This window comes from Rhodospirillaceae bacterium (assembly GCA_018662005.1).
Lineage (GTDB): Bacteria > Pseudomonadota > Alphaproteobacteria > Rhodospirillales > JABHCV01 > JACNJU01.
On the sequence record JABJHA010000004.1, the window covers coordinates 79,885 to 102,374 of the forward strand.

Here is a 22,490-nt window from a genome sequence, read left to right on the forward strand (position 1 = left end):
ATGCCCCGTAAAAGAAAAATTCTTCTTTTCAGTAGCGAGCCCGGGGGCGCCGAAGTGCTAATTCCGGTGTACCGGTCACTGGAATCTTCCGGTCACTACGATGTCACCGTATTGGCTCGCGCCTACGCCAATGACAGATTTGCACGAGCTGGCGTCCCCCATTTCGATAGCGGACAAATTGTCAGGGGACAGGTCGGCGTGCTGGGTGAATACGAACCTGAATACGCCATCACGTCGGCCACGAGTATTCCTGAAAAAGATTCTTCGGAGACTGATTTCTGGGCGAATTGCCGCGCCTATAACGTTCCCACGCTGGCTTTTCTCGACCAGTGGCAGAATTACTTGCTTCGTTTTTACGGCAAGGGGCCAACAGACCCGTCACAGCTTCCCGATCATATCAACTGCATCAACCGCATCGGCGAAGAAGAAATGCTGGCGGAGGGGTTTCCCGCCGAACGACTGGTGTTGTTTGGGCAGCCATACCTGACATCCGTCATCGAGCAGGCGAAAACACTCAGGCCCGCAGACATAAAACAAAAACTGGGCCTGGACAAAGCGCTCAGGACGTCTCTATTCGTTTCCGAGTCCCTTTCGGAATATTACGGAAAATCCCTGGGCTTCGATCAATTCGATGCCGCTGAAACGTTCCTGCGAATCGTTTCGCGATCCAACGTGGACGGGATCGCCCTGGTCAAGTTACACCCCAAGGACAATCTTAAAAAATTCCGCTATCTGGAAAAAAAATTTCCAGCCCTCCGTATAAAATTTCTGCAACAGGAAGTGACCGCCGTCGAAAGCATCGTCATGTCCGACGAAATCTACGGCATGACATCGATCATGCTGCTCGAGGCCTTCCTTCTGGGTCGCCCCGTCGTCTCGCTGCAACCAAATTTGAAAGTTGAAAACAGGCTTGTCCTGTCCCGTTACGGATATATCCGCACGGTCCTTCGTGAAGGCGATGACGCAACGCCGTTTGCGGTTGACAAAGAGCGCCGCAGGGAATTCAAATTTCACTATGATGCAGAAAAACTATTGGGTTTTCTCGACCACCAACTTGCCGATCAGACCATGTAACCGGCGTCGCCGCGGACCCTGTCAAGGCGACTCTTCCACCATTCGATGGTTTTGCTCAGGCCTTCTTCCAGGCTGACGCTCGATATCCAGTCACTGGCCGCCGTAAAGCGCGAGGCGTCCGCCATCAAGGCCATGACCTCGCTCTTCGCTGGTCTCTTTCGATGTTCCTCCTGGATGACCGGCTTATCGCAGCCAGTAATATGCCCCACCATCGTAACCATATCGGCGATGCTGACCATCCGACCGGAGCCCGCATTAAAAGCCTGACCCGTATGGCCGCCATCCAATTGCGCGGCGGCGAGAAAGGCGGAAACAGTGTCATCGACAAAATTAAAATCGCGCGTCGGCGTCAGTTCGCCGACACGAATTGCGCCACAGGACGGGTCGAGCGCCTGGCGGATGACGGTGCTGATCACCGCCCGCTCCGACTGGCGCGGGCCATAGGTATTAAACGGTCGCAAGGTCACCACGGGCAGATCGAACGACCGCGCAAACGAATCGACCATCATGTCGGCGGCGATCTTGCTGGCCGAATAGGGTGATTGCCCTTGCAAGGGATGGTCTTCGTTAATTGGCGTGAACTGCGCCGTACCATAGACTTCGCTGGTTGAGGTATTAACCACACGCGTGACGCCGGCACGCAAAGCCCCCTGCAGAATGTTGACCGTCCCCTGGACATTTGTCTGCACGTAGCTTGAGGGCGCATCGTAGGAATAGGGAATGGCAATCAGGGCCGCCAGATGCATCACCACATCTTGACCTTTACACAGTCCCGCCATTTGGTGCGGATCGCGGATATCGCCACGCACCACGGTCATAGATTCGCGTACGGCGACCGAACTGTCGTCGAGCCAGCCATTAGCGTCGAATGAGTTATACAAGGCCAGGGCCGTTACCTCGGCGCCGAGCCCAACCAGCCGCTCCGCCAAATGAGAGCCGATAAAACCATCGGCTCCGGTAACAAACACGCGGCGATTTTTCCAAAACATTTAAGATATCCTCCGATGCGCCTATGCGCGTTTTTTCACGTTTCCGCGCCGTGTGTCAATACAATGGCCGATTGCCTTGGCAACAGACTAGGAAAGGGATACTGTTCCCCGATTCAAACGGGTGCTCCGACCCCACCAAAGATAATATAGGCCTATGATCTCGACAACGGAACGAATTGCCCATTTGGCCGAGGGCCGCATTCTCGGCGTGAGCGCTTTTTTAACCCTTCCCCTCGCTATTCTTGCACCAAAGGGAGTGGCGTTGTTATTCGGGCTGACGGCTGTGTCCTCTTTCATTGTTGGACTGGCGCACAGACAAAAAAACCGGGGTCCGGTGGGACCGTCGCTGGCCCTTGCCGCCGCTTTCATCTTATTATCGCTCTCTAGCGCGATGTGGTCGATGACCCCAGAATCCAGCTTTAAGAAGGCCCTTGTGCTCGGCCTTGTCTTGTTTGGCGGCCTTGTTCTGACTTTTTCCGCCCGTCGGCTGAAAGGTGAAGCGAGGCGTGTATTTGAGATCGGCCTCATCGCCGGCGGGGTATTGGGATTTGGCGTCATCGCCATCGAAGTCGCCTTCAGCAGTCCCATTCTGGCCCTGCCGGGGACAATCATGGGGCGCCCGACAGAACAGAACATCGTCCTTCTTCGCGGTATCAACCAGGGTGCAGCGGTGGCGTCGGTGTTCATCTTGCCGTGGACAATCGCGCTCTGGCGGCACAAGGGAGTCTTGTGGGCCAGTGCAGGTTTTACGGTCTGCGTAACCGTACTGGCTTTTTGTCAGGCCGATTCCCACAAAGCTGCCCTCGTTATCGGAATGGCAGCCGCCCTCATCGCCTTCGTTGGCGGTAGACCGGTTTTGCGGGGGTTCTCGCTCCTGTGCGTTCTCGGCGTACTGTCGTCGCCCTGGCTCGTATCGGCGTTACCCGACCCGCTTCAGCCTGATAACAACGCAGCCGTCCTTCCGAATTCGTCACAGCACCGGCTCGTGATCTGGCAAACGACGGCGGGTCATATATTTGAACGCCCGTTCTTTGGCTCCGGGTTCGATACGGCGCGGGCGTTTTACGGCCCCGATCAGAAGGTTGCATATTTTTTCGGGGGCAAGGAAGCCGATACAAAATGGAGCAACCTGTTTGAACCAATCCCCTTGCATCCACATAATGGCACTCTCCAGGTATGGCTGGAGTTGGGGGCGGCAGGAGCCGCTCTGTTGGCGGCCGGCCTTTTCCTGATTGTTCGCCGACTGGCGGCGGTTTCAAATAATTTTGAGCGCTCAATCCTTTTTGGCACCTTTGTCACCGGCCTAGTGATTTTTAGCATCAGTTATGGTGCCTGGCAGGGTTGGTGGATGGGGGCCATCTGGCTGATGATGGCTTTTGCCGCCGCTTTCTTTACGGTGAATGCGGAATGAACGGGTTCTCAAACCTCATGTTCGACCTTGACGGCACCCTGATCAACAGCGCGGCTGATATCTGCGCTTCCGTCAATCGGGCGCTGAAAACCATGGGCCGCCCAGCGATCAGTATTGCCGAGACAAAGTCTCTGGTCGGCTTTCCCGCCCCCATCCTGGTCAAAAAGGCCCTGAATATGACCGGCCAGCCCGGCAGCCGAGACGAGATTGACTTCTTGCTATCCGGGTTCCTCGACAGCTACCGCCACAACCCAGGCGAACACACTGTGCTGTTCCCCGATGCGCGCGAAGTGCTGGAGCGTTTCTCAGGCGCTGGCTTCGGCCTTGGTATCTGCACCAACAAGCCACAGGCTACCTGTTTTCCGGTCCTCGAAGCCCTTGATTTGAAGCGTTTTTTCACCACCGTTATCTACGGCGACACGCTTGACTTTCGCAAGCCGGATCCACGCCATATCTTCCACACCCTGGAGGTCATGGACGCCAGCCTTGACAGCGCCGCCTTCATTGACGATAGCGAGGTCGACATTAAGGCCACCAATAACGCTGGCCTGCCAAGTATTCTGGTCACATTCGGTTATTGCCATGTGCCCCTTGATTCTCTTGGCGCCAACGCCCAGATCGATCATTTTAATCAGCTCGACGAAACCCTGAAAGTCATCGCCGGGCATTGAAAAAATAGCCTCTTACGATGACAGGGTGGTTGGTTATAAACTCCGGTCTATGGATATCATCGTGCTCGCCCTATTGTTTACCGTTGCCGCCGTCACTTTTGCCGGTACGGCGGCCCTGTTACCATTCCTTCGCGACCGTGCCATTCTCGATCACCCAAACGAACGTTCAAGCCATCAAACCCCAACGCCTAAAGGCGGCGGCATCGTAGTCCTTGTCGTGGTCCTTGTGGCCTGGATTGGGGTTGGGATTTTTTTCGAAAGCGGCCCCTTCCTGACCTGGATCATGCCGACTACGGTTTTCGTTCTGGCGGCGCTGTCCTGGGTTGATGATCTACGAGGCCTGCCGCCGGCGTTACGTTTGCTTTTTCAAATCACTGCTGTCTGTGTGGTGCTCGCTCTTAGGCCGGAACCCGTGCTCGTTTTTCAGGGGGTGTTGTCGGTTACTCTTGACGTTCTTGCCGCAGGGCTGCTTTGGGTGTGGTTTATCAACCTGTTCAACTTCATGGATGGGATTGACGGCATCACCGGCACCCAAGCCCTCGTCATTGGGCTTGGCATTGGTTTGATCGGCAGCAGCTCGTCTGCTTTGCTTGGCGTTATCATCGCCGGGGCCGCGCTTGGCTTCCTGAAATGGAACTGGCACCCGGCGAAAATCTTTCTCGGCGATGTTGGCAGTGTGCCGTTGGGTTTTCTTCTCGGCTGGTTGCTTCTTGATCTGGCCGCTGCCGGTCACTGGGCTGCGGCCCTTATTTTACCGGCCTATTATCTGACCGACGCGACGGTGACCCTGGTCAAAAGAGCGATCAGAGGTGAGAAAGTCTGGCAGGCTCACCGTCAGCACTTTTATCAGCAAGCTGTGCAGCGTGGCCTGTCTCACGCTGCCGTATCAACCGCCGTTTTTGCGGTTGGCGGCGTCCTTGTCGGTCTGGCGTGGAGTGCGGAACACGGCTGGGCACTGCCCGCCCTGGTCTCTGCCTGTTTGCTCAATGTTGCCTTTTTATGGTTTCTGGCGGTCGGTAAAAAGCCATGAAGATCTTATTCTTAAGTGAAAATTTCCCGCCAGAAAGCAACGCCGCAGCAACCCGGGTTTATGAGCGCGCTTGCTACTGGGCCGAATGGGGGCATCAGGTAACCGTGATAACGTCGGTCCCAAATTTTCCTGAAGGCAAATTGTTTGCAGGGTTTGAAAATAAATGGAAACAAGTCGAAACGATGTCCGGAATCCGGGTTGTGCGGGTCAAAACATACATTGCCGCCAATCGTGGCGTTGCCCACCGGACTCTGGATTTCCTGAGCTTCATGGCAACCGGGTTCCTTGCCGCCCTTAAAGAACAACGCCCCGACGTGATCGCCGCTACCTCGCCGCAATTCTTCACCGCCGTCGCCGGATGGGCGGCAAGCGCCACACGCGGCGTCCCTTTCGTTTTTGAGCTGGGTGATCTTTGGCCCGCCTCGATCAGTGCCGTCGGCGCCATGAAAAAAAGTTTCGCTCTTGGTTTGGTTGAAAAGCTGGAGCTGTTCCTTTACCGGCGCTCCGCCGCCATCGCCGCCCTGACAGGCTCGTTCAAAGACAACCTTGTCAGCCGCGGGATCGATGCTGACAAGATTTCTGTCGTCATCAACGGCGTTGACCTGTCCCGATACGCACCCCGGCCCCAGGATACGGCGCTCGCGGATGAATGGGGCTTTAAAGGAAAATTTGTCGCAGGCTACATCGGCACCCACGGCATGGCCCACGCCCTGGGCAATGTTCTGGATGCCGCCGAACGCCTGAAAGACAATGATACCATCCGTTTCCTGCTGGCCGGGGCCGGGGCCGAGCGCGACGCCCTGATGGCGGACGCCACAAGCCGCGGCCTGAACAATGTGGTTTTCATGCCGCGTCAACCGAAAGAAACAATGCCCGCCGTCTGGAGTCTCTGTGACGTCGCCCTTGTCCATTTAAAAAATTCCCCGGTTTTTGCCGGAGTCATTCCGTCAAAAATATTTGAGGCAGAGGCCATGGGCCTGCCTTTGTTGCTTGCCGCCCCCGAAGGTGAGGCTTCAAGCATTGTCTTAAGCGAAAAGGCAGGCCTTCATGTTGAGCCCGAAGATCCGGACGCCCTGGCCGCAGCGGTCAGACAATTGGCCAATGACGGAACTCTCTGCCAGACACTTGCCGCCGCCGCCCTGGCTGCCGCACCCAGCCACAGCCGCAAAACCCAGGCCCGTGAGATGCTTGATGTCTTGCAGACGGCGGCAAGCGGCGTAGCCCGGGGAGCCCTCTCATGAAGGTTCTGATCACCGGCGGCAGCGGCTTTGTCGGTCGCGCCTTGATCCCGCAACTGAACAAAGTTGGTCATGATGTTATTGTCAGTTCCCGTGATGGGGGGCTGATCTTACCCGGCGCGACGATAAAGTCCGTCGGCGAGCTTGGCCCTGAAACGGACTGGATAGATGCCCTGAATGGCGTTGATGCCGTCATCCATCTGGCAGCGCGGGTCCACGTCATGAATGAAACCGCTACCGATCCACTGGCTGAAAACAGGCGCGTCAACAGCGAAGGCACGGCGCGACTGGCCGGGCAGGCTGTCGAGCGCGGCGTTAAGCATTTTATTTTCTTGAGTACCATTAAGGTCAATGGCGAAGCCACGGGACCAAATCCATTTCACGCCGCAAGTTCCCCCGCGCCAAAAGACCCTTACGCCATTGCCAAGCTGGAGGCCGAGAAAGCGCTGCTCCGCATTGCCGAACAAACGGCCATGCAAGTAGACATCGTCCGCCCGCCGCTGGTGTACGGACCGGGTGTGCGCGGAAATTTTGCTTCGTTGCTGGCTGTATGCGCCAAAGGGCTGCCGCTTCCCTTGGCGAACATCGATAACCGTCGCAGTCTGATTTTCGTTGGCAATCTCGCCGCCCTCATTGGCCATATTCTGGATCACCCCAAATCAGGCGGCGGGGTTTATCTGGCCCGGGATGGTGAAGATGTATCGACGCCGGAGCTGTTTAAACGTATCTGTACAGCGCTTGGCGTAACGCCACGTATTTTTCCGTTTCCTCAATTTTTACTCGCTCTTGGTGGCGCTCTTTGCGGCAAATCCGCCGCCGTTTCCAGACTAACCCAATCGCTTGTTGTTGATGACAAGCCGACCCGAAGCGTTCTCGACTGGACGCCACCGTTCAGCATGGTACAAGGACTGCAGGAAACTGCAGACTGGTTCAAAAGCCAGCCTGAATACGAGAGATAATCCATGCCCGTGCGCATACCCCATCGCGGCTACCTTGTTTACGCCCACGACATTATCATGACGGTGATATCGTTTTACGCTTCCATCTATCTGCGCCTGGGCGAAAGATTCGATACCTTCTTCACCACCGAGACCCTGCTTCTGGCCGGGGGCCTGTTCGGACTCATCGCCGCCGGGGTTTATATGTATCTGAACCTGTACCGGGGCGTCTGGCGCTATGCCTCGATCAATGATCTTTTCGCCATCACCCGGGCCGTGACCCTGGTTATCCTGATTTTCCTGCTCGCCATGTTCTTGTGGTCGAGACTTCATAATCTGCCCAGGTCCTATCTGGCTATCAACTGGTTCGTGCTGATGGCCTTGCTTGGAGGTCCGCGCTTTCTGTACCGGTTGAGTAAAGACCGCCGCCTTGATTTGCGCCTGGAAGATGTCGGAGCCCCGCGTATCCCGGTGTTGCTTGTCGGCGCCGGTGACGCCACCGAAGAATTCATCCGCTCTATAGGCCGCACCGCAGACGCTAATTACCGGATTGTCGGCATTCTGTCTGAATCCGAGGGCCGGGTCGGGCGAAATATCCACGGCGTTTCCGTGCTGGGAACACTCGACAACATCACCGATGTCATCGCTGCCCTTGATAAAAGGGGTGAGCAGCCGCAACGCCTGATCCTGTCGAAGGAAGATCTCGATGGCGCAAAGGTCAGGTCTTTGCTGGACGCGGCCACCGAAGCCGGCATGACCCTTGCGCGGTTGCCCCGCCTGACCGACTTCAAAAGCGGCCCGGTCGACGCCACTGAAATGCGCCCGGTCGCCATTGAAGATCTGCTGGGCCGCCCGCAACACCCCCTTGACCGTGATGCCATGGCATCGCTTATCAAGGACAAGCGAGTGCTGATAACAGGGTCTGGCGGTTCTATCGGTTCCGAGCTTGTACGTCAGGTTTCCGACCTGGAGCCACGTGAACTAACCCTTGTCGATCATTCAGAATTTAATCTTTACACTATCGACATGGAAACCGGGGAACGTCACCCAAACCTTGAGCGCCGCGCCGTCATTACCGATGTTCGGGACGCCGAGGCGATCAGGCGCTTGTTTGAAGCGACCAAACCGGAACTGGTTTTTCACGCCGCCGCCCTTAAACATGTACCGCTGGTCGAAGCCAATCCTTGCGAAGGCGTCCTGACAAACGTTATTGGCACCGCCAACGTCGCCGATGCCTGCGAGGCTGCGGACGTTGACACCATGGTCATGATTTCCACTGACAAGGCGGTCAACCCGACCAACGTCATGGGCGCCTCCAAACGCATTGCCGAGCGCTACTGTCAGGGCCTTGATTTAAAGCGTGGCAAGAATGCCGGGACCCGTTTCGTTACCGTCCGCTTTGGCAATGTTCTGGGGTCAACCGGGTCGGTTGTGCCGTTGTTTCAGAAGCAACTTGCCGTCGGTGGACCGCTTACGGTTACCGACGCCCAGATGAAGCGTTATTTCATGACCGTCGGCGAGGCCGTTGAGCTTATTTTACAAGCCTCGGCCATGGAAGACGGCGAACATCTGCATGATGGCAAAATTTTTGTCCTCGATATGGGCGAGCCGGTTCTGATTATGGATTTAGCCCGGCAAATGATCCGCCTGGCTGGTCTTGTTCCCGATGAAGATATAGACATTAAAATTACCGGGCTTCGTCCGGGCGAGAAACTGTTCGAGGAAATGTTCCATGGCGGTGAGCCATTGGTTGAAACCGGACAGTCTGGCATCCTGCTGGCAGCACCCCGCGCCGCCGATGCCGCCATGATCGCCCTTGCCATTGAAAACCTGACCGCCGCCGCCCGTGATAACGACACCACCCGGGTGATGACACTGATTGGAGACCTTGTGCCCGAATATCAATCCGCGCCCACTGACCCTTAAGTAATTGGAGAAACCCTCGATGCAAGCCCAGATCCGCCGCGCCCTGATTTCCGTTTCCGATAAAACCGGACTCGTCGAATTCGGTAAATTCCTTGGCCAAAGCGGTGTCGAAATTCTTTCCACTGGCGGTTCCGCCGGTGTTTTACGCGACGCGGGCGTTGATGTTGTAGAAGTTTCCGAACACACAGGGTTTCCTGAAATCATGGACGGCCGGGTCAAGACCCTGCAGCCGACAATCCACGGCGGCTTGCTTGCGGTGCGTGGCAATCCTGAGCATGAAGCGGCGATGGAAAAACACAATATCGCCCCCATTGATTTGCTGGTCGTCAACCTGTACCCGTTTGAGGAGACAGTGGCGAGGGGCGCCGCCTTTGATGACTGCATTGAAAACATCGACATCGGTGGCCCGGCCCTGATCCGCGCCGCCGCCAAGAACCACGCCTTCGTCACCGTCGTCGTCGATCCGGATGACTACGGCCGGGTGATGGAAGAAATGAAAGCCGGCGATAGCGCCACCACACCCGCCTTTCGCAAACAATTGGCGGCCACCGCCTACGCCCGCACTGGTTCCTATGACGCCGCCATCAGCGGTTGGTTCGCAGGACAACTGGGCGACACCCTGCCACAACGCATTGCCTTTGGCGGGCTGCGCAAGCAGACCATGCGTTACGGCGAAAACCCGCACCAGGAAGCCGCCTTCTATGGCAACGGCGACAACCGTCCAGGAGTCGCAACCGCCCGGCAACTGCAAGGCAAGGAGCTTAGCTTTAACAATCTGAACGACACCGATGCCGCTTTTGAACTGATCGCCGAATTCACCGACACCGCCTGCGCCATCATCAAGCACGCCAACCCCTGCGGTGTTGCCCACGGGGCAACACTGAAAGAGGCCTACCAAAAAGCATTGGCCTGTGACACCGAAAGCGCCTTCGGCGGCATCATCGCCCTGAACCGGGCCCTTGACGGGGAAACCGCCACCTTGATCGCCGACCTGTTCGCCGAGGTCATCATCGCCCCTGAAATCGACGACGCGGCACGAGAAATTCTTGGCCAGAAAAAAAACCTGCGGGTGCTCGCCACCGGCGGTATGCCCGATCCCGACGCCACCGGTATGACCATCCGCTCTTTATCGGGCGGCTACCTGCTGCAGGGTCGCGACAACCGGGTCCTCGAAGATTTGAACGTCGTCACCATACGCCAGCCCAGCGAGAGGGAAATGACGGACCTGAAATTCGCTTTCACCGTCGCCAAACACGTCAAGTCAAACGCCATCATCTACGCCAAAGATGGCGCCACTGTTGGCGTTGGCGCCGGCCAAATGAGCCGCGTCAATTCCTCGCGTATCGCTGCCTGGAAAGCCGCCGACGCGGCAAGGGTTGCGGGTGACGAAACAAGCTGGGCCATTGGCTCGGTGGTTGCCTCTGACGCTTTCTTCCCGTTTGCCGATGGCCTGCTGGCCGCTGCGGAAGCCGGGGCGACGGCGGTTATCCAGCCCGGCGGCTCCATGCGGGACGACGAAGTGATCGCCGCCGCCGACGAAGCCGGTCTTGCCATGGTGATGACCGGTATGCGCCACTTCCGCCATTAATCGCCAGTCCAGAACGGGACATCAGGAGAGGCCATGTTGCAACCATCGCCAAAAAGTTTTGCTTTCAAGACGATCCGGCTGAAGCTGGTTGTTTATGTTGGTCTTATTTTGTTTGGCGGGTTTCTGGCGACAAATATTCTTAGTTACCAGATATCAAAAAACACCATCCGCAATACGGTTCTTGAAAATGAACTGCCCCTGTCCTCCAACACCATCTATTCGGAGATTCAGACCGATCTTTTAAGGCCGATCTTTATTTCATCGCTAATGGCCAATGATACTTTCCTGCGGGATTGGGTGATCAATGGTGAACAGGACCCGGATTTGATGGTCCGCTATCTTAAATCCATTCGCGATAAGTACAACGCCTTTACCAGCTATTTCATTTCGGCCAGAACCCTTAACTATTATCACTTTTCTGGCCTGGCCCGGACTCTCGTCGTGGACGATCCCAATGACGAGTGGTTTTTACGCGCCGCCAGGATGGACGAGGACTATGAAATCAATATCGACTTTAATGATGAGCAAGATAACGCCCTGACCATCTATATCAATTACCGGGTCCTTGATTTCCAAAATAATTTTATAGGCATCGCTGGCGTCGGCCTTGGCCTTGAGTCCGTCGCCAAAATGATCCGCGCGTATCAGGAAAATTTCAGGCGCACGATTTATTTCGTCGGCAAGGGAGGAGACATATATCTCGATTCAGCTGCCGCAGTTCGCAAAGTTGGGAACATCCATAAAATTCCAGGCCTTATGGATTTAGCCCCGAAAATTCTTTCTACCAATCGCGGCGCCTATACCTACAAACGTGGAAATGACACCATTCTGCTCACCACCCGCTATATCCCTGAACTCAAGTGGCACCTGCTGGTAGAGTTGAGCGAATCCCAGGCGACACAGGATTTGTGGGAAAGTTTCCTCACCAACCTTGTCATAGGGCTGGCTGTCATCATCCTGACTATTGTGCTGATCAGCTATACGGTTAACCTGTTCCAGTCACGGCTGGAGGAAATGGCCAGCACCGACAAACTGACCGGGCTTGGCAACCGTCAGACATTCGAGATTGTCATCAATCAGGCGCTTTCCCAGTTCGCCCGCAGCCCAACACCTTTTTCGCTGATTTTAATCGATGTCGACAAGTTCAAATTCATTAACGACACTTACGGCCACCTGGTCGGTGACCATGTCCTGCAAACGATGGCCGCCCTTACCCGCGAGAAAACGCGTCAGTCTGACATTCTTTGTCGCTGGGGCGGCGAGGAATTCATTATCCTGGCCCCCAACTGCGCCCTGGACGATGCCAATCGCCTGGCTGAAAATATTCGCAAATCGATCATGGAAAGCCGCTTCGTGCTCAAAAACCCGAGCCAGCAAATCACCATCAGTGCCGGGGTCGCGGAAATTATGGAGAATGAAGTGGCCGATCAAATCGTTGGCCGCGCCGACAAGGCTCTCTACGCCGCTAAGCAAAATGGTCGCAACCGGGTCGAAAATGCCTAGAGCCGATCACACTTTAAAAAATCGATCCGTTTTTGACGTTTCGTTCGAACACAATGTGTTCAAACGAAACGTCAACTGATCTAGAACTTGCGGTTGGCGATCAGTCCGGCGGACATCTGTTTCTGGCGAATGAACTGAGCCAATAAGTGCATCAGCGACTGGTGAACGTCCTCGATAACGCCGTAATTATCGGCCTGCACATGCAGGTGCACGCTTGCAAGGTCAGCCATGCGGCCGCCCTCAAAGCCGGTGAAGGCAATCACCGGCATTTTATTTTCACGCGCCCAACTCGCCGCCTTGACGACGTTTTCGGAATCGCCCGAGGCGCTGATCGTCAGCAGCGTATCGCCAAAATTGGCCAGGGTTTGCAGTTGATACTGGAAAATGTCGTCGTAGCTAAGGTCATTGGCGATAGCGGTGATCATCGACATGTTATCGGCAAGACTAACGACCCTGGCGGTCAGGTTGGTATCGGTTTGAACCAGTTTTGAGTGGTCACAGACAAAAGTCCCGGAAATCGCCGCCGAGCCGCCGTTGCCACAAACGAACAGGGTTTTGTTTTCCCGGTAAGTCTGTTCAATAACATCGGCCGCCTGAACAAGTGTGACCCGATCCACCGACGCCGCGGCGCTGGAAATTTGTTCAAAATAGGCATCGGAAAAGGCACCGATGTCTTCATATTTTTCGTCTGGAAACGTCATTTTTCGGATATCCCTGAAGCTAGCCGTAATGTGAGGGATTCTTCGCACCTTCGCAACGCTTTAAGGTTCCGGCACCCGGATTAACAAGATCATACCGAGGGCGAAAAAAACCAATATGGTCGCCATGCCCGCTCGTTGACTATCAAAAGCCACTGCCACCACGCCAAGCAGTGCCGGGCCCAGAAACGCCGTCGCCTTGCCTGAAAACGCGAACAGGCCGAACATTTCCGTCCTTAAATGTTCTGGGGCCAGACGGGCCATCATTGAACGGCTGGCCGCCTGGGCCGGACCGACAAACAGCCCCAGTGGCAATCCAAAAATCCAGAACAAGGTCTTGCCTTCAACAATCAGCAACGCCGTGCTGAGGACCGTCAGCCCAATAAGGGCGATCATGATCGTTTTCTTCGGCCCGATCGCATCGTCGACCCAGCCGAACGCGGCAGCACCGATGCCTGCCGTTACGTTCATGCCAATGGCGAAGATGATGATCTCATTTAGTTCCATACCAAAAGAACCAGCGGCGTAAATGCCGCCAAAAGCGAACAGCGTATTCAAGCCGTCCGTATAAATCATCCGGGCAATGAGAAACCTGACGATATCCCTATAGTCGCGAACCTGTCTTAATGTCGTCATCAGTTCATTAAGGCCGGTTTTCACCGAACACAGAAAAGAGCCGCCCCCCGAGGCCTTGTCCGGAGTGAAAAGAAACAGTGGTATCGAGAAGACCGCGTACCACACGGCGACCAGAACCGCCGCCGCCCGCACATGTTCTGCGGTTTCTTTTTCGAGCCCAAACCACGGCGTTTCGGGCTGAACAAAACCGACCAGGGTGAGGGCCAGGCAGAACAGGCCGCCAAAGTAGCCAAGGCCCCAACCCCAGCCGGAAATTCGGCCAATGTGGCTTTGCGGTCCCAATCCCGGCAACATGGCGTTGTAGAAAACCATGCCGGTTTCAAAGGCGAAATTGGCAAGGCCGACAGCAATCAGCGCCAGCAAAGCGAATGACGGGTCCGGCTCAACCAGCCACAACACCGAACTCAAAATAATACAAAGGGTCGTAAAAAAGCCGAGCCAGGGTTTGCGTCCGCCACCCTTGTCTGCAATCGCCCCGAAGACCGGGGCCGCAATGGCCACGGCCAGCGCCGACAGACTCATGGTGTAACCCCAGTGGGCGGTGCCGATGACTTTGTCGGCGGCGACCGAACTTGTGTAATAGGTGGCGAAAACGAAGGTGATAATCACCGTCGGAAAAGCCGAGTTAGCCCAGTCGTACAAACACCATGAAATCAGGGCGCGACGGTTGATCACTACCCAGCAGGCATTTCAGCCAACGTTCTGAGCTGACGGCTGGCGACGGCGATCATGGACAGGTCATTAATTTCCGTTGCCGACAATTCAGCGATCAGTTGTTCGGTGCGCTCAACGGCGATCCTGGTTTTATTTGCCCAGGCGGAAATGACAACATCAGTGTCGAAGTTCTTTCTCCGGCGCTTGCTGGCATCCATAACCTGCGAGGCGAGGGCCAGCTGATGGCCGTAAATTTCCTCGACCAGGGCCGCGACCGCCAATTTTTGCCAATGACTCCTGGTTTCCAGTTTGTCCGCTGCCGCCCTGAGCGAGCCCAGATGAAAGCGGGTGCCAATGGCAAAGTAAATACGCGCCGCTTCGCTGACGCTGACATTTCGACTGCTCGCCAGACGAATGATATCACAGCCCGAGAACATGTTAACCAGCCCGGTAACCTGCTTGGCCAGGGCCTTTGGCACACCGGCTTTAACGTAAGGCTTGCCGCGTTGGATAATATCTTTTTGATAGTGTTTGGGCAGACAGCTTCCCAGACAATCGTAAAGCGCGCCAAAGCCATCGGCGAATTCCGCAACGTGGCTTGAAATATCAAGGGGTCTGCGGCCATTGCGCAGGAACCAGAGCGTCACCCATTCGACCAGGCGGTTGGTATCGAGGCGCATACGTGTCTGAATAGCCGCCGGTACCTTGTTATCCAGTGCGTCGATTTCGTTCCAGATCGTCCGCATCCCCAAACAACGCCTGGCAATGATATAGGACCTGACCACTTCGCTTGGCGGCATTCCGGTACGTTCGACAAGCTGATGAATAAACGAGCCGCCGGCCCGGTTGATAATCGAGTTGGTTGCCTGGGTGGCGATAATCTCACGATTCAGCCGGTGGTTAATGATTTCCTTTTTGTAAGTCTCACGAAGTGGCGTTGGGAAATAGGTGACCAGGTCATCCAGCAATGCCTTGTCGTCGGGAAGGCTTGAGTCCAGAAGTTCATCGTTCACCCAGATTTTGGCGTAAGACATCAAGACCGCAATTTCCGGCCCGGTCAGGCCGGTTTTTGTCGCCCCGCGTTCGATCAGGGTTTCATCATCGGGAAGGAATTCAACTTCACGGTTAAGGCGCCCGCCCTTTTCCAGCATCCGCATCAAACGCACCTGATTATCGAAGACGCCCATACCTTCAAACAGGATCATATTGATCGCCTGGGTCTGGCGGTAATTATCGACCAGGACCTGCAGACCGATTTCGTTAGTCATTTTTGCAAGCAGGGGGTTGCGTTGTTTGATTGGCAAATCACCGCGGGCGACGACCTTGTCGATCAGAATCTTGATGTTGACCTCGTGATCCGAACAATCAACACCTGCCGAATTATCAATGGAATCCGCATACAGTCTGACTCCGCCCAATGCCGCCTCGATACGAGCCCGTTGGGTAACGCCCAGATTGGCCCCTTCGCCAACGACCTTGCAATTTAGTTCCGCCGCGTTGATGCGGATAGCGTCGTTCGCCCTGTCCCCAACATCAAGATGAGACTCACCGGTTTCCTTGATGTAGGTGCCAATGCCGCCGAACCACAGCAAGTCTGTTTTAGCGGTTAGCAAAATTCGGATCAGCTCATTGGGGGTAATGCTGGTTTTGGCAATGTCGAAACGTTTTCTGATTTCTTCGGAAAGCTGGATGGATTTTGCCGAACGTTCAAAAATACCGCCGCCTTTCGATATCAGTTTGGTATCGAAATCCGTCCACGACGAGCGTGGCAGTTTGAACATGCGTTTGCGCTCGACAATGGTCTTCGCCGCATCGGGATTGGGGTCGATAAAAATGTGCATGTGGTTAAAAGCGCCGATCAATTGGATGTGTGGCGACAGCAACATGCCGTTGCCAAAAACATCGCCGGACATATCGCCAACGCCGATGACATTGAAATCCTGTTTCTGGCAGTTGAAGTCCATCTCGCGGAAATGCCGCTTCACCGATTCCCAGCCGCCACGTGCGGTGATACCCATTTTTTTGTGGTCATAACCAGCCGATCCGCCGGAAGCAAAGGCGTCACCGAGCCAGAACCCGTAATCAATAGAAACCGAATTGGCGATATCGGAAAATGTCGCCGTTCCCTTGTCGGCGGCGACCACCAGATATGGGTCGTCGCCATCAATTCGCACCGTATCGGTCGGTGGCACGACCTTGTTGCCTTTCAGGTTATCGGTGATGTCGAGAAGGCCCGAAATAAAGGCTTTGTAACAAGCAATGCCTTCGGCCTGGAAGGCTTCACGGTCGGACATATCGGGCGCTTTTTTTAGCACAAAGCCGCCCTTCGAGCCAACCGGGATAATGACCGTGTTCTTGACTTGCTGGGCCTTGACCAGGCCGAGAATTTCAGTCCGGAAATCCTCCCGCCGGTCCGACCAGCGCAAGCCGCCACGTGCAACCATGCCGAAGCGCAGGTGGATACCCTCGACCCTGGGACTGTAAACAAAAATTTCCCTTAAGGGCCGGGGCAGCGGCAATTCGTCAACTTTCTGGCTGTCCAGCTTGAACGACAGGGACGGCTTGGGGGCGCCATCAACAGTTTGATAAAAGTTGGTCCGCAGCATCGCCATGATTAAATTGATGTAACGTCTTAAAATCCGGTCCTCGTCGGCGCTTTGAACTTTTTCCAGTTCCCCGTCCAGGCGTTTTTGCAGGATTTTCATACTACCCTTGCTGGCCGGGTCAAAACGGGCCTTGAACAACTCGACAATCTGGCGCGCCAGATGTGGATTATTGGCAAGGGTTTGCTCCATATAATTTTGCGAGAACGCAATACCGGCCTGACGCAGATATTTGCAACATGCACGCAGAACCATGACATCGCGCCAGCCCAGGCCACCAAGCAGAACGAGCGCGTTGAAGCCGTCACTTTCAACTTCGCCGGCCCAAATACGGGCAAAGGCATCCTGGAATTTATGCCTGATTGCGGCCAGATTGACACGCGAACCATCGCGGGTTTGAAGGCCAAAATCGTGAATCATGACAAGCCGTCCGCCATTCACGTCGGGGTGCACTTCATAGGGAAGCTCGTTAAGAACCCTTAGGCCCATGTCTTCGAGCATCGGCAAAACATCGGACAGGGGAATGGCCTGATCGGGTTGGTAAACTTTGAAGTAGACCTCGTCTTCTTCCGCCGCAACCGGGCGGTAAAGACTCATGCCCAGGTTTCCGGTTTCAAGGGTTTCCTCAATTCGCTCGATATCTTCAACCGCCTGGGTGGCGTTATACTGATCCTGATAGGCCGACATAAATGCCTGGCGGTAGCGCATAAAATAATGCTGGCCCTTTTCCTCGCTGTGGGCCGCCGTCAGCTTTTGCTGCAAACGATCGCCCCATGAATGGGCCACTTCGACAAGCTCCGCCTCGATCTTTGCCGCGTCATATTTTGGTATTTCACCGGGCGTTGTCTGAATGTTGATATGCAGGCGGGCAAGCGGCGAATCATCAAGCTGGGTGTAGAAAGACAGTTGCGTACCGTCGAAGGCGCGCTCCAGAACCACCTGAATCTGTTGGCGCAGGGCTGTCGTGTACCGATCACGCGGAATATAAACAAGGCACGATATAAAACGCTCGAAATCATCGCGGCGCAGGAACAGGGCGACCCGCTGACGTTCCTGTAAATGCAAAATGCCCAACGACGTTTCAAGCAACTGATCTTCAGAAACCTGAAACAGTTCATCGCGCGGATAGGTCTCGATAATATTTAGCAGGGCCTTGCCATCGTGGCTAGCTGGTGCAAAACCGGCGCTATCGAATGTTTTCTTCAGCTTCAGGCGCAGCAGCGGAATGTCCCGCGGGCTGCGATTGTAGGCGCTTGATGTAAACAGGCCGACAAAAACCCGCTGGCCAATAACCTTGCCTTTGGCGTCATAACGCTTGACGGCGATGGAATCCATATGGACAGGACGGTGAACCGTGGAAATGGCGTCTGCCTTGTTGACGATCAAAAGATCGCCCTTGCTGACAAAGGCGCGCACTTCGGGCGGCATGGAAGCCAGATTCTGCAGTTCTCTGAACATCACAACCGAGGATTTCCGAAGCACGCCCAGGCCGCTCTGACGGTTGACGATGACCGAGGCCGCCTTGCCATTGCCAATGAAATCGTATTCACGGTAGCCCAGGAAGGTAAAGTGATCACCATGCGCCCAACGCAGGAAGTCCTGTGCTTCGGATACATCTTCGCCAGCAACGCCCTTGGGGGCCGTATCGAGCTCATCGATAAGCGACGACATCGCCTGACGCATACCCATCCAGTCTTCGACGGCGGCGCGCACATCCTTGATAACTTTATCGAGACCCTTCTGAATTTCCAGCAGTCGCTTGCCCGACTGTTCGGTAACCTGCAAATGCATATATGACTCGCTGAGCGCACCCTTCGATGGTTTGCCCAGGGAAACCAGTCCCGTCACCTTGCCATTTTTGGCGCGCGTAACACCGATCACCGGATGAATGACCAAATGCACCGTCAATTCCTGACGGTTTAATTCGGATGTTATGGAATCGACCAGGAACGGCATGTCGTCATTGACGATTTCAATGACCGTATGATCACAATCCCAGCCATCAGCTTTCATGCTGGGGTTATAAACCCGCAACAGGGCTTTGCCGGACTTGCGAACGGATGCCTGTTTCCAATGCGCCAGTGCGGCCCCGAAAAGACTCTCGGGCGTCGTGTCGGCCAGATCACTTGGCGGCACATTTTCGTAATAACTGCGAATAAATTTGCCAACGGTTTTGGCGTTCGTCGCAGACAATCGAGACTTCGCTGCCCTGACCACTCGCGCAATCAACTGGCTCTTATCTTTTTCGGTCGCATCTAGCATAGAACAAGCACTCCCCATCGGATGGATTTTATCCTGCTACATTAGTATCGCCACCCTTACTAAAACATTACAACCAAAAAGAAACTTAGGGGTCGCCCTGTGCTTTTTGCACTGAAATAATACAGTAAAGGTTTGCCCCCCAGTGGGGCGGCGGGGTGAGCAGGGCCCAGCTTAGAAACCGGTGGATAATTGCGTCGGTCGTCATCCGCCTGGAGGAGCCGCGGCGTTGATCATAAAGCGCCTCAACCTGTAATCCGCAAGCTGTCGCCAGCTGCCTGAGGCTTTCCCCGTTATAGGCAGTTTTATGGGTCAGGTCGCCGAACTGGTAATTGATCCCCCAGGGCGAAGAGCCGTTGGGCACCTTAAGGACGATTTTGCCATCAGCGGCAAGCGCCCCCTTGATCAGTGACAACAAACGAAACCCTTCCTCTGGCGTAAAATGTTCCAGCACATCGAGCAGGACAATGCGGTCAAAAGACGCAGCCCCGTTTTGCAAATATTCCCAAACGTCAACGCATTCAAAGTGCGCTGCCACTTGCGACGGCTGCACCGCTTTTAATGCCGGGTCATGGTCGATGCCCTGAAAACTGGTCACGCCCTTGGCCGCCAGATATTCCAGAAAAGCGCCCTCGCCTGAGCCGATTTCAAGGCAACTCATGGCGTTGCTAAAGTCGGCAGGATTCCAGATTTCGCCGTCAAAGCGTGCGCGATCCTTGGCTGCCAGTGTCGGCGTTTGATAATTCTTGTAAGCGCAGTAGCTGGAATAAAAATCTATCGACATGGGCGCATCTTTCCGGGCTTTCAGTGCAAACCGTATCATTTATTAATGCACCATAACCCGAAGGCAAACAAAAGGGGCTAGTGATTTTTTAGTTATCCTTTTGGCCATTCGTTTCAACCACCAGGAAATCGATCAGCATCTCGAGGTCCCGGGGGTCGCTTACTTTCTGGATCGGCATTTTTGTTCCCGGTACAAATTTATCAGGTCCCTGGGAAAACAACTTGCGCACCGATTCGGGCGTCCAGGTGATGTTCAGGGAGCGGAGCGCTGAAGAGTAATTGTAATTGGCGACCGATCCGGATGGCCTTCCGAAAAGGTTTTCAAGATGCGGACCGGAACGATATTTTCCCTTCGATCCCAGGGCGTGACAGATGGCGCATTTACGGAACAATTGGGCTCCCGGATGGTCGCTCTGGAGCCACGGCTCCGGTTCGCGCATGGCCAGCTCACTTGCCTGTGGCCCTATCCTGTCACCGGTTTCCAGGTGCCAGATGCGCACCGTTTCATCCGAGCCCGAGGAAATAGCGAAACGCCCATCGGGGGAGAACGCCACCGCCCAGACCGGCCCGTCATGGGCCTCAATGGACCTCAACAGACGACCGCTGGTCAGGTCCCAGATATTGACCAGGCCATCGCGCCCACCCGAAAGAGCCTTATCGCCTTCGGCTGTGAACGCGGTCGAATAGACGGGCCCGTCGTGAGCGTTGAGGGTCAACATCGTGTTTCTGTCAGGCGGAAACCACAGTCGAATGCTGCCATCGATACCGGCAGACAGCAGGCGCGAACCATCGCCTGAGACGACAAGCCGGGTCACCGCCATTTCATGGCCGATGAACGCGTCGATATATTCCCCGGTTTCAGCCACCCACATGCGTATTCTGCCGTCCTTGTGTCCGGTAAAAAGCACTTCGCCGGCAAGCCCGAAGGCCAGGGTGTTGACATCCGACTGCAACTTCAGCCGCGAACGCTCGTTTCCGTCAGCAAGGTTCCACAGTCTTACCGTTCCGTCCCAACTGGCCGAGGCGAATGTTTTGCCGTCCGGCCGCAGGGCCAGGGCCATGACGTGCATGGTATGGCCGGTGAAGGTGCGCATGACGTTGCCGGTCTTAAGGTCCCACATCAGTACCGCGCCGTCCTTTCCGGCGCTTAAGGCGCGCTCGTCACCCGGCAGAAAAAGCACCGTATTGACCGGCCCGGTATGGGCGTTAAGGAGCTTAAGGTTTTGCTGGGTTCCGAAATTCCACAAGCGGACGCTGTAATCAAAACTCGCTGTCAGCACGTGGCGACCATCGGCGGAAATGGAAATGTCACGAACCATGCCGCCATGGCCAATCAGGTCGGCTTTGGCTGGGCCTGAAAGAAATAGAAACACAGCCATCAAGAAGATGCTCAGGCGGCGGCTGGGACATGTTGCCATCATCTGTTCCCTGTTGATTATCATGGAAGCAGAAAGTGATAATCATTCTAAACAGGAAGCAACGATCGCCTCAACCCAGAAACAAAGCCCGCGGAGGCTTTCCCCCGAGGGCATTGGATTGAGCGAGGGCTGCTTTTGTCCCTATGCAGATATGTTGACGAAAAAAATCACACCACATTTTGACTGGCCAAAAGGGCAATTATTGATCCTAAGCCACTGTTGCCCGCGACAAAGCCGTCATAATCTACTATAATACAGTGTTAATTAAGGGGTTATCCGTCTTAATCTACACGAAGAGGAAAGTCATGGATATCCGCACACTAAGAGAATTTTTCAAGTGGTGTACCGTCATCAATGTCGCCCTTTTTATCCTCTCTGCCATAATGATAATGACGGCCACGGATTTTATTTACGACGTCCATGGCCAATTATTTCACATCCCTCGAGAAGCCTTCGACGTAGTCCTTTATTCGTTCCTTGGGTTTTACAAGATCGTAATTCTGGTCTTCAATCTCGTTCCCTTTGTCGCTCTGCTGATCGTTGGAAGAAAATAGCACCCAACAAACAACTGTACCCGCTTGCCCTGTGGCCGTTGATTTCAATACATACCACCAACGCAGGCATTGCTTATGGTTTCTGACATCCCGAATACCTTAAGGGAATCTGATCCAGGTCAAATTTGGCTGAAGGAATATCCAATCCAATATGGGGGGTGTCGTTTCAATGCGCGAATGACCATCATTAGGTTAAGTGATGGCCGATTAATGATCCATTCTCCCAGCCCAATTGACGCCGTGACAAAAACGGAGATCGAAGCACTTGGGCCCGTGGCCTTCATAATAGCGCAGGGCAATTTCCATTATCTGAACGTCATATCAGCTCAGGACGTCTTTCCGGACGCGCAGACACATATATGTCCGGGCGTCGAGAAAAAGGATCCAAAAACAAAGCCCCCGGAGGCAATCCCCATTTAACCTGATAACAAGTTTGATTTTATCTGGGTTGTATAACAATATGGATTGGAGGCTAGGCCATGCTTTATCTTAGGTGTTGGTTGAAAAAATACCGCAG

The 22,490-nt window shown here is 54.8% G+C and carries 16 protein-coding genes; 10 read left to right on the forward strand and 6 right to left on the reverse strand.

What is annotated here, in order from left to right; translation table 11 throughout:
• Complete coding sequence (locus HOL66_01660) at window positions 1-1,074, forward strand: hypothetical protein (GenBank protein MBT5242932.1); 1,074 nt, start codon at window positions 1-3, stop codon at window positions 1,072-1,074.
• Here the strand turns inward: HOL66_01660 and HOL66_01665 are convergent.
• Window positions 1,062-2,063 (reverse strand): SDR family NAD(P)-dependent oxidoreductase, encoded by a 1,002-nt coding sequence (locus HOL66_01665; GenBank protein MBT5242933.1) that lies wholly within the window; start codon window positions 2,061-2,063, stop codon window positions 1,062-1,064. The two genes, HOL66_01660 and HOL66_01665, sit on opposite strands and share 13 nt — an antisense overlap.
• A 154-nt stretch (window positions 2,064-2,217) precedes the next feature.
• Here HOL66_01665 and HOL66_01670 point away from each other — a divergent pair, with 154 nt between their 5' ends.
• From HOL66_01670 to HOL66_01705, 8 genes are all read left to right on the forward strand, one after another.
• Complete coding sequence (locus tag HOL66_01670; protein MBT5242934.1) at window positions 2,218-3,474, forward strand: hypothetical protein; 1,257 nt, start codon at window positions 2,218-2,220, stop codon at window positions 3,472-3,474.
• Window positions 3,471-4,145: an HAD-IA family hydrolase gene (locus tag HOL66_01675; protein ID MBT5242935.1), complete on the forward strand. Its 675-nt coding sequence runs from the start codon at window positions 3,471-3,473 to the stop codon at window positions 4,143-4,145. The genes HOL66_01670 and HOL66_01675 overlap by 4 nt, the downstream gene beginning before the upstream one ends.
• Window positions 4,146-4,206: 61 nt before the next feature.
• Window positions 4,207-5,175, forward strand: coding sequence for a glycosyltransferase family 4 protein (locus HOL66_01680; GenBank protein MBT5242936.1), 969 nt, complete (start codon window positions 4,207-4,209; stop codon window positions 5,173-5,175).
• The gene (locus HOL66_01685) at window positions 5,172-6,416 is read left to right on the forward strand and encodes a glycosyltransferase family 4 protein (protein ID MBT5242937.1); all 1,245 of its coding nucleotides are present in this window, start codon (window positions 5,172-5,174) and stop codon (window positions 6,414-6,416) included. The genes HOL66_01680 and HOL66_01685 overlap by 4 nt, the downstream gene beginning before the upstream one ends.
• A complete protein-coding gene (locus HOL66_01690) occupies window positions 6,413-7,372 on the forward strand; it encodes an SDR family oxidoreductase (protein ID MBT5242938.1) in 960 nt (319 codons plus the stop codon). The genes HOL66_01685 and HOL66_01690 overlap by 4 nt, the downstream gene beginning before the upstream one ends.
• A gap of 3 nt (window positions 7,373-7,375) precedes the next feature.
• The gene (locus HOL66_01695) at window positions 7,376-9,277 is read left to right on the forward strand and encodes a polysaccharide biosynthesis protein (GenBank protein MBT5242939.1); all 1,902 of its coding nucleotides are present in this window, start codon (window positions 7,376-7,378) and stop codon (window positions 9,275-9,277) included.
• Between the two features lie 19 nt (window positions 9,278-9,296).
• A complete protein-coding gene (purH, locus tag HOL66_01700; protein MBT5242940.1) occupies window positions 9,297-10,865 on the forward strand; it encodes a bifunctional phosphoribosylaminoimidazolecarboxamide formyltransferase/IMP cyclohydrolase in 1,569 nt (522 codons plus the stop codon).
• Window positions 10,866-10,898: 33 nt separating this feature from the next.
• Window positions 10,899-12,368 carry a GGDEF domain-containing protein gene (locus tag HOL66_01705; protein ID MBT5242941.1) on the forward strand — a complete coding sequence of 490 codons (1,470 nt, stop codon included), beginning with the start codon at window positions 10,899-10,901 and terminating at the stop codon, window positions 12,366-12,368.
• An 80-nt stretch (window positions 12,369-12,448) separates the two neighbouring features.
• On the opposite strand, the gene HOL66_01710 is transcribed toward HOL66_01705, so the two are convergent.
• The 5 genes from HOL66_01710 to HOL66_01730 form a co-directional block, all read right to left on the reverse strand.
• Window positions 12,449-13,069, reverse strand: a complete 621-nt coding sequence (locus HOL66_01710; protein ID MBT5242942.1) for an SIS domain-containing protein — start codon at window positions 13,067-13,069, stop codon at window positions 12,449-12,451.
• 60 nt (window positions 13,070-13,129) lie between these two features.
• Entirely contained in the window at window positions 13,130-14,377 is a 1,248-nt protein-coding gene (locus HOL66_01715; protein MBT5242943.1) for an MFS transporter, read from the reverse strand.
• The gene (locus HOL66_01720; GenBank protein MBT5242944.1) at window positions 14,377-19,221 is read right to left on the reverse strand and encodes an NAD-glutamate dehydrogenase; all 4,845 of its coding nucleotides are present in this window, start codon (window positions 19,219-19,221) and stop codon (window positions 14,377-14,379) included. Before HOL66_01720 ends, HOL66_01715 begins: the two co-directional genes overlap by 1 nt.
• 85 nt (window positions 19,222-19,306) lie before the next feature.
• Window positions 19,307-20,041 (reverse strand): class I SAM-dependent methyltransferase, encoded by a 735-nt coding sequence (locus HOL66_01725; protein MBT5242945.1) that lies wholly within the window; start codon window positions 20,039-20,041, stop codon window positions 19,307-19,309.
• A 49-nt stretch (window positions 20,042-20,090) separates the two neighbouring features.
• A complete protein-coding gene (locus tag HOL66_01730; protein ID MBT5242946.1) occupies window positions 20,091-21,380 on the reverse strand; it encodes a hypothetical protein in 1,290 nt (429 codons plus the stop codon).
• A gap of 668 nt (window positions 21,381-22,048) precedes the next feature.
• Between HOL66_01730 and HOL66_01735 the strand changes: the two genes are divergently transcribed.
• Entirely contained in the window at window positions 22,049-22,393 is a 345-nt protein-coding gene (locus HOL66_01735; GenBank protein ID MBT5242947.1) for a DUF4336 domain-containing protein, read from the forward strand.
• The last annotated feature ends 97 nt before the right edge of the window (window positions 22,394-22,490 follow it).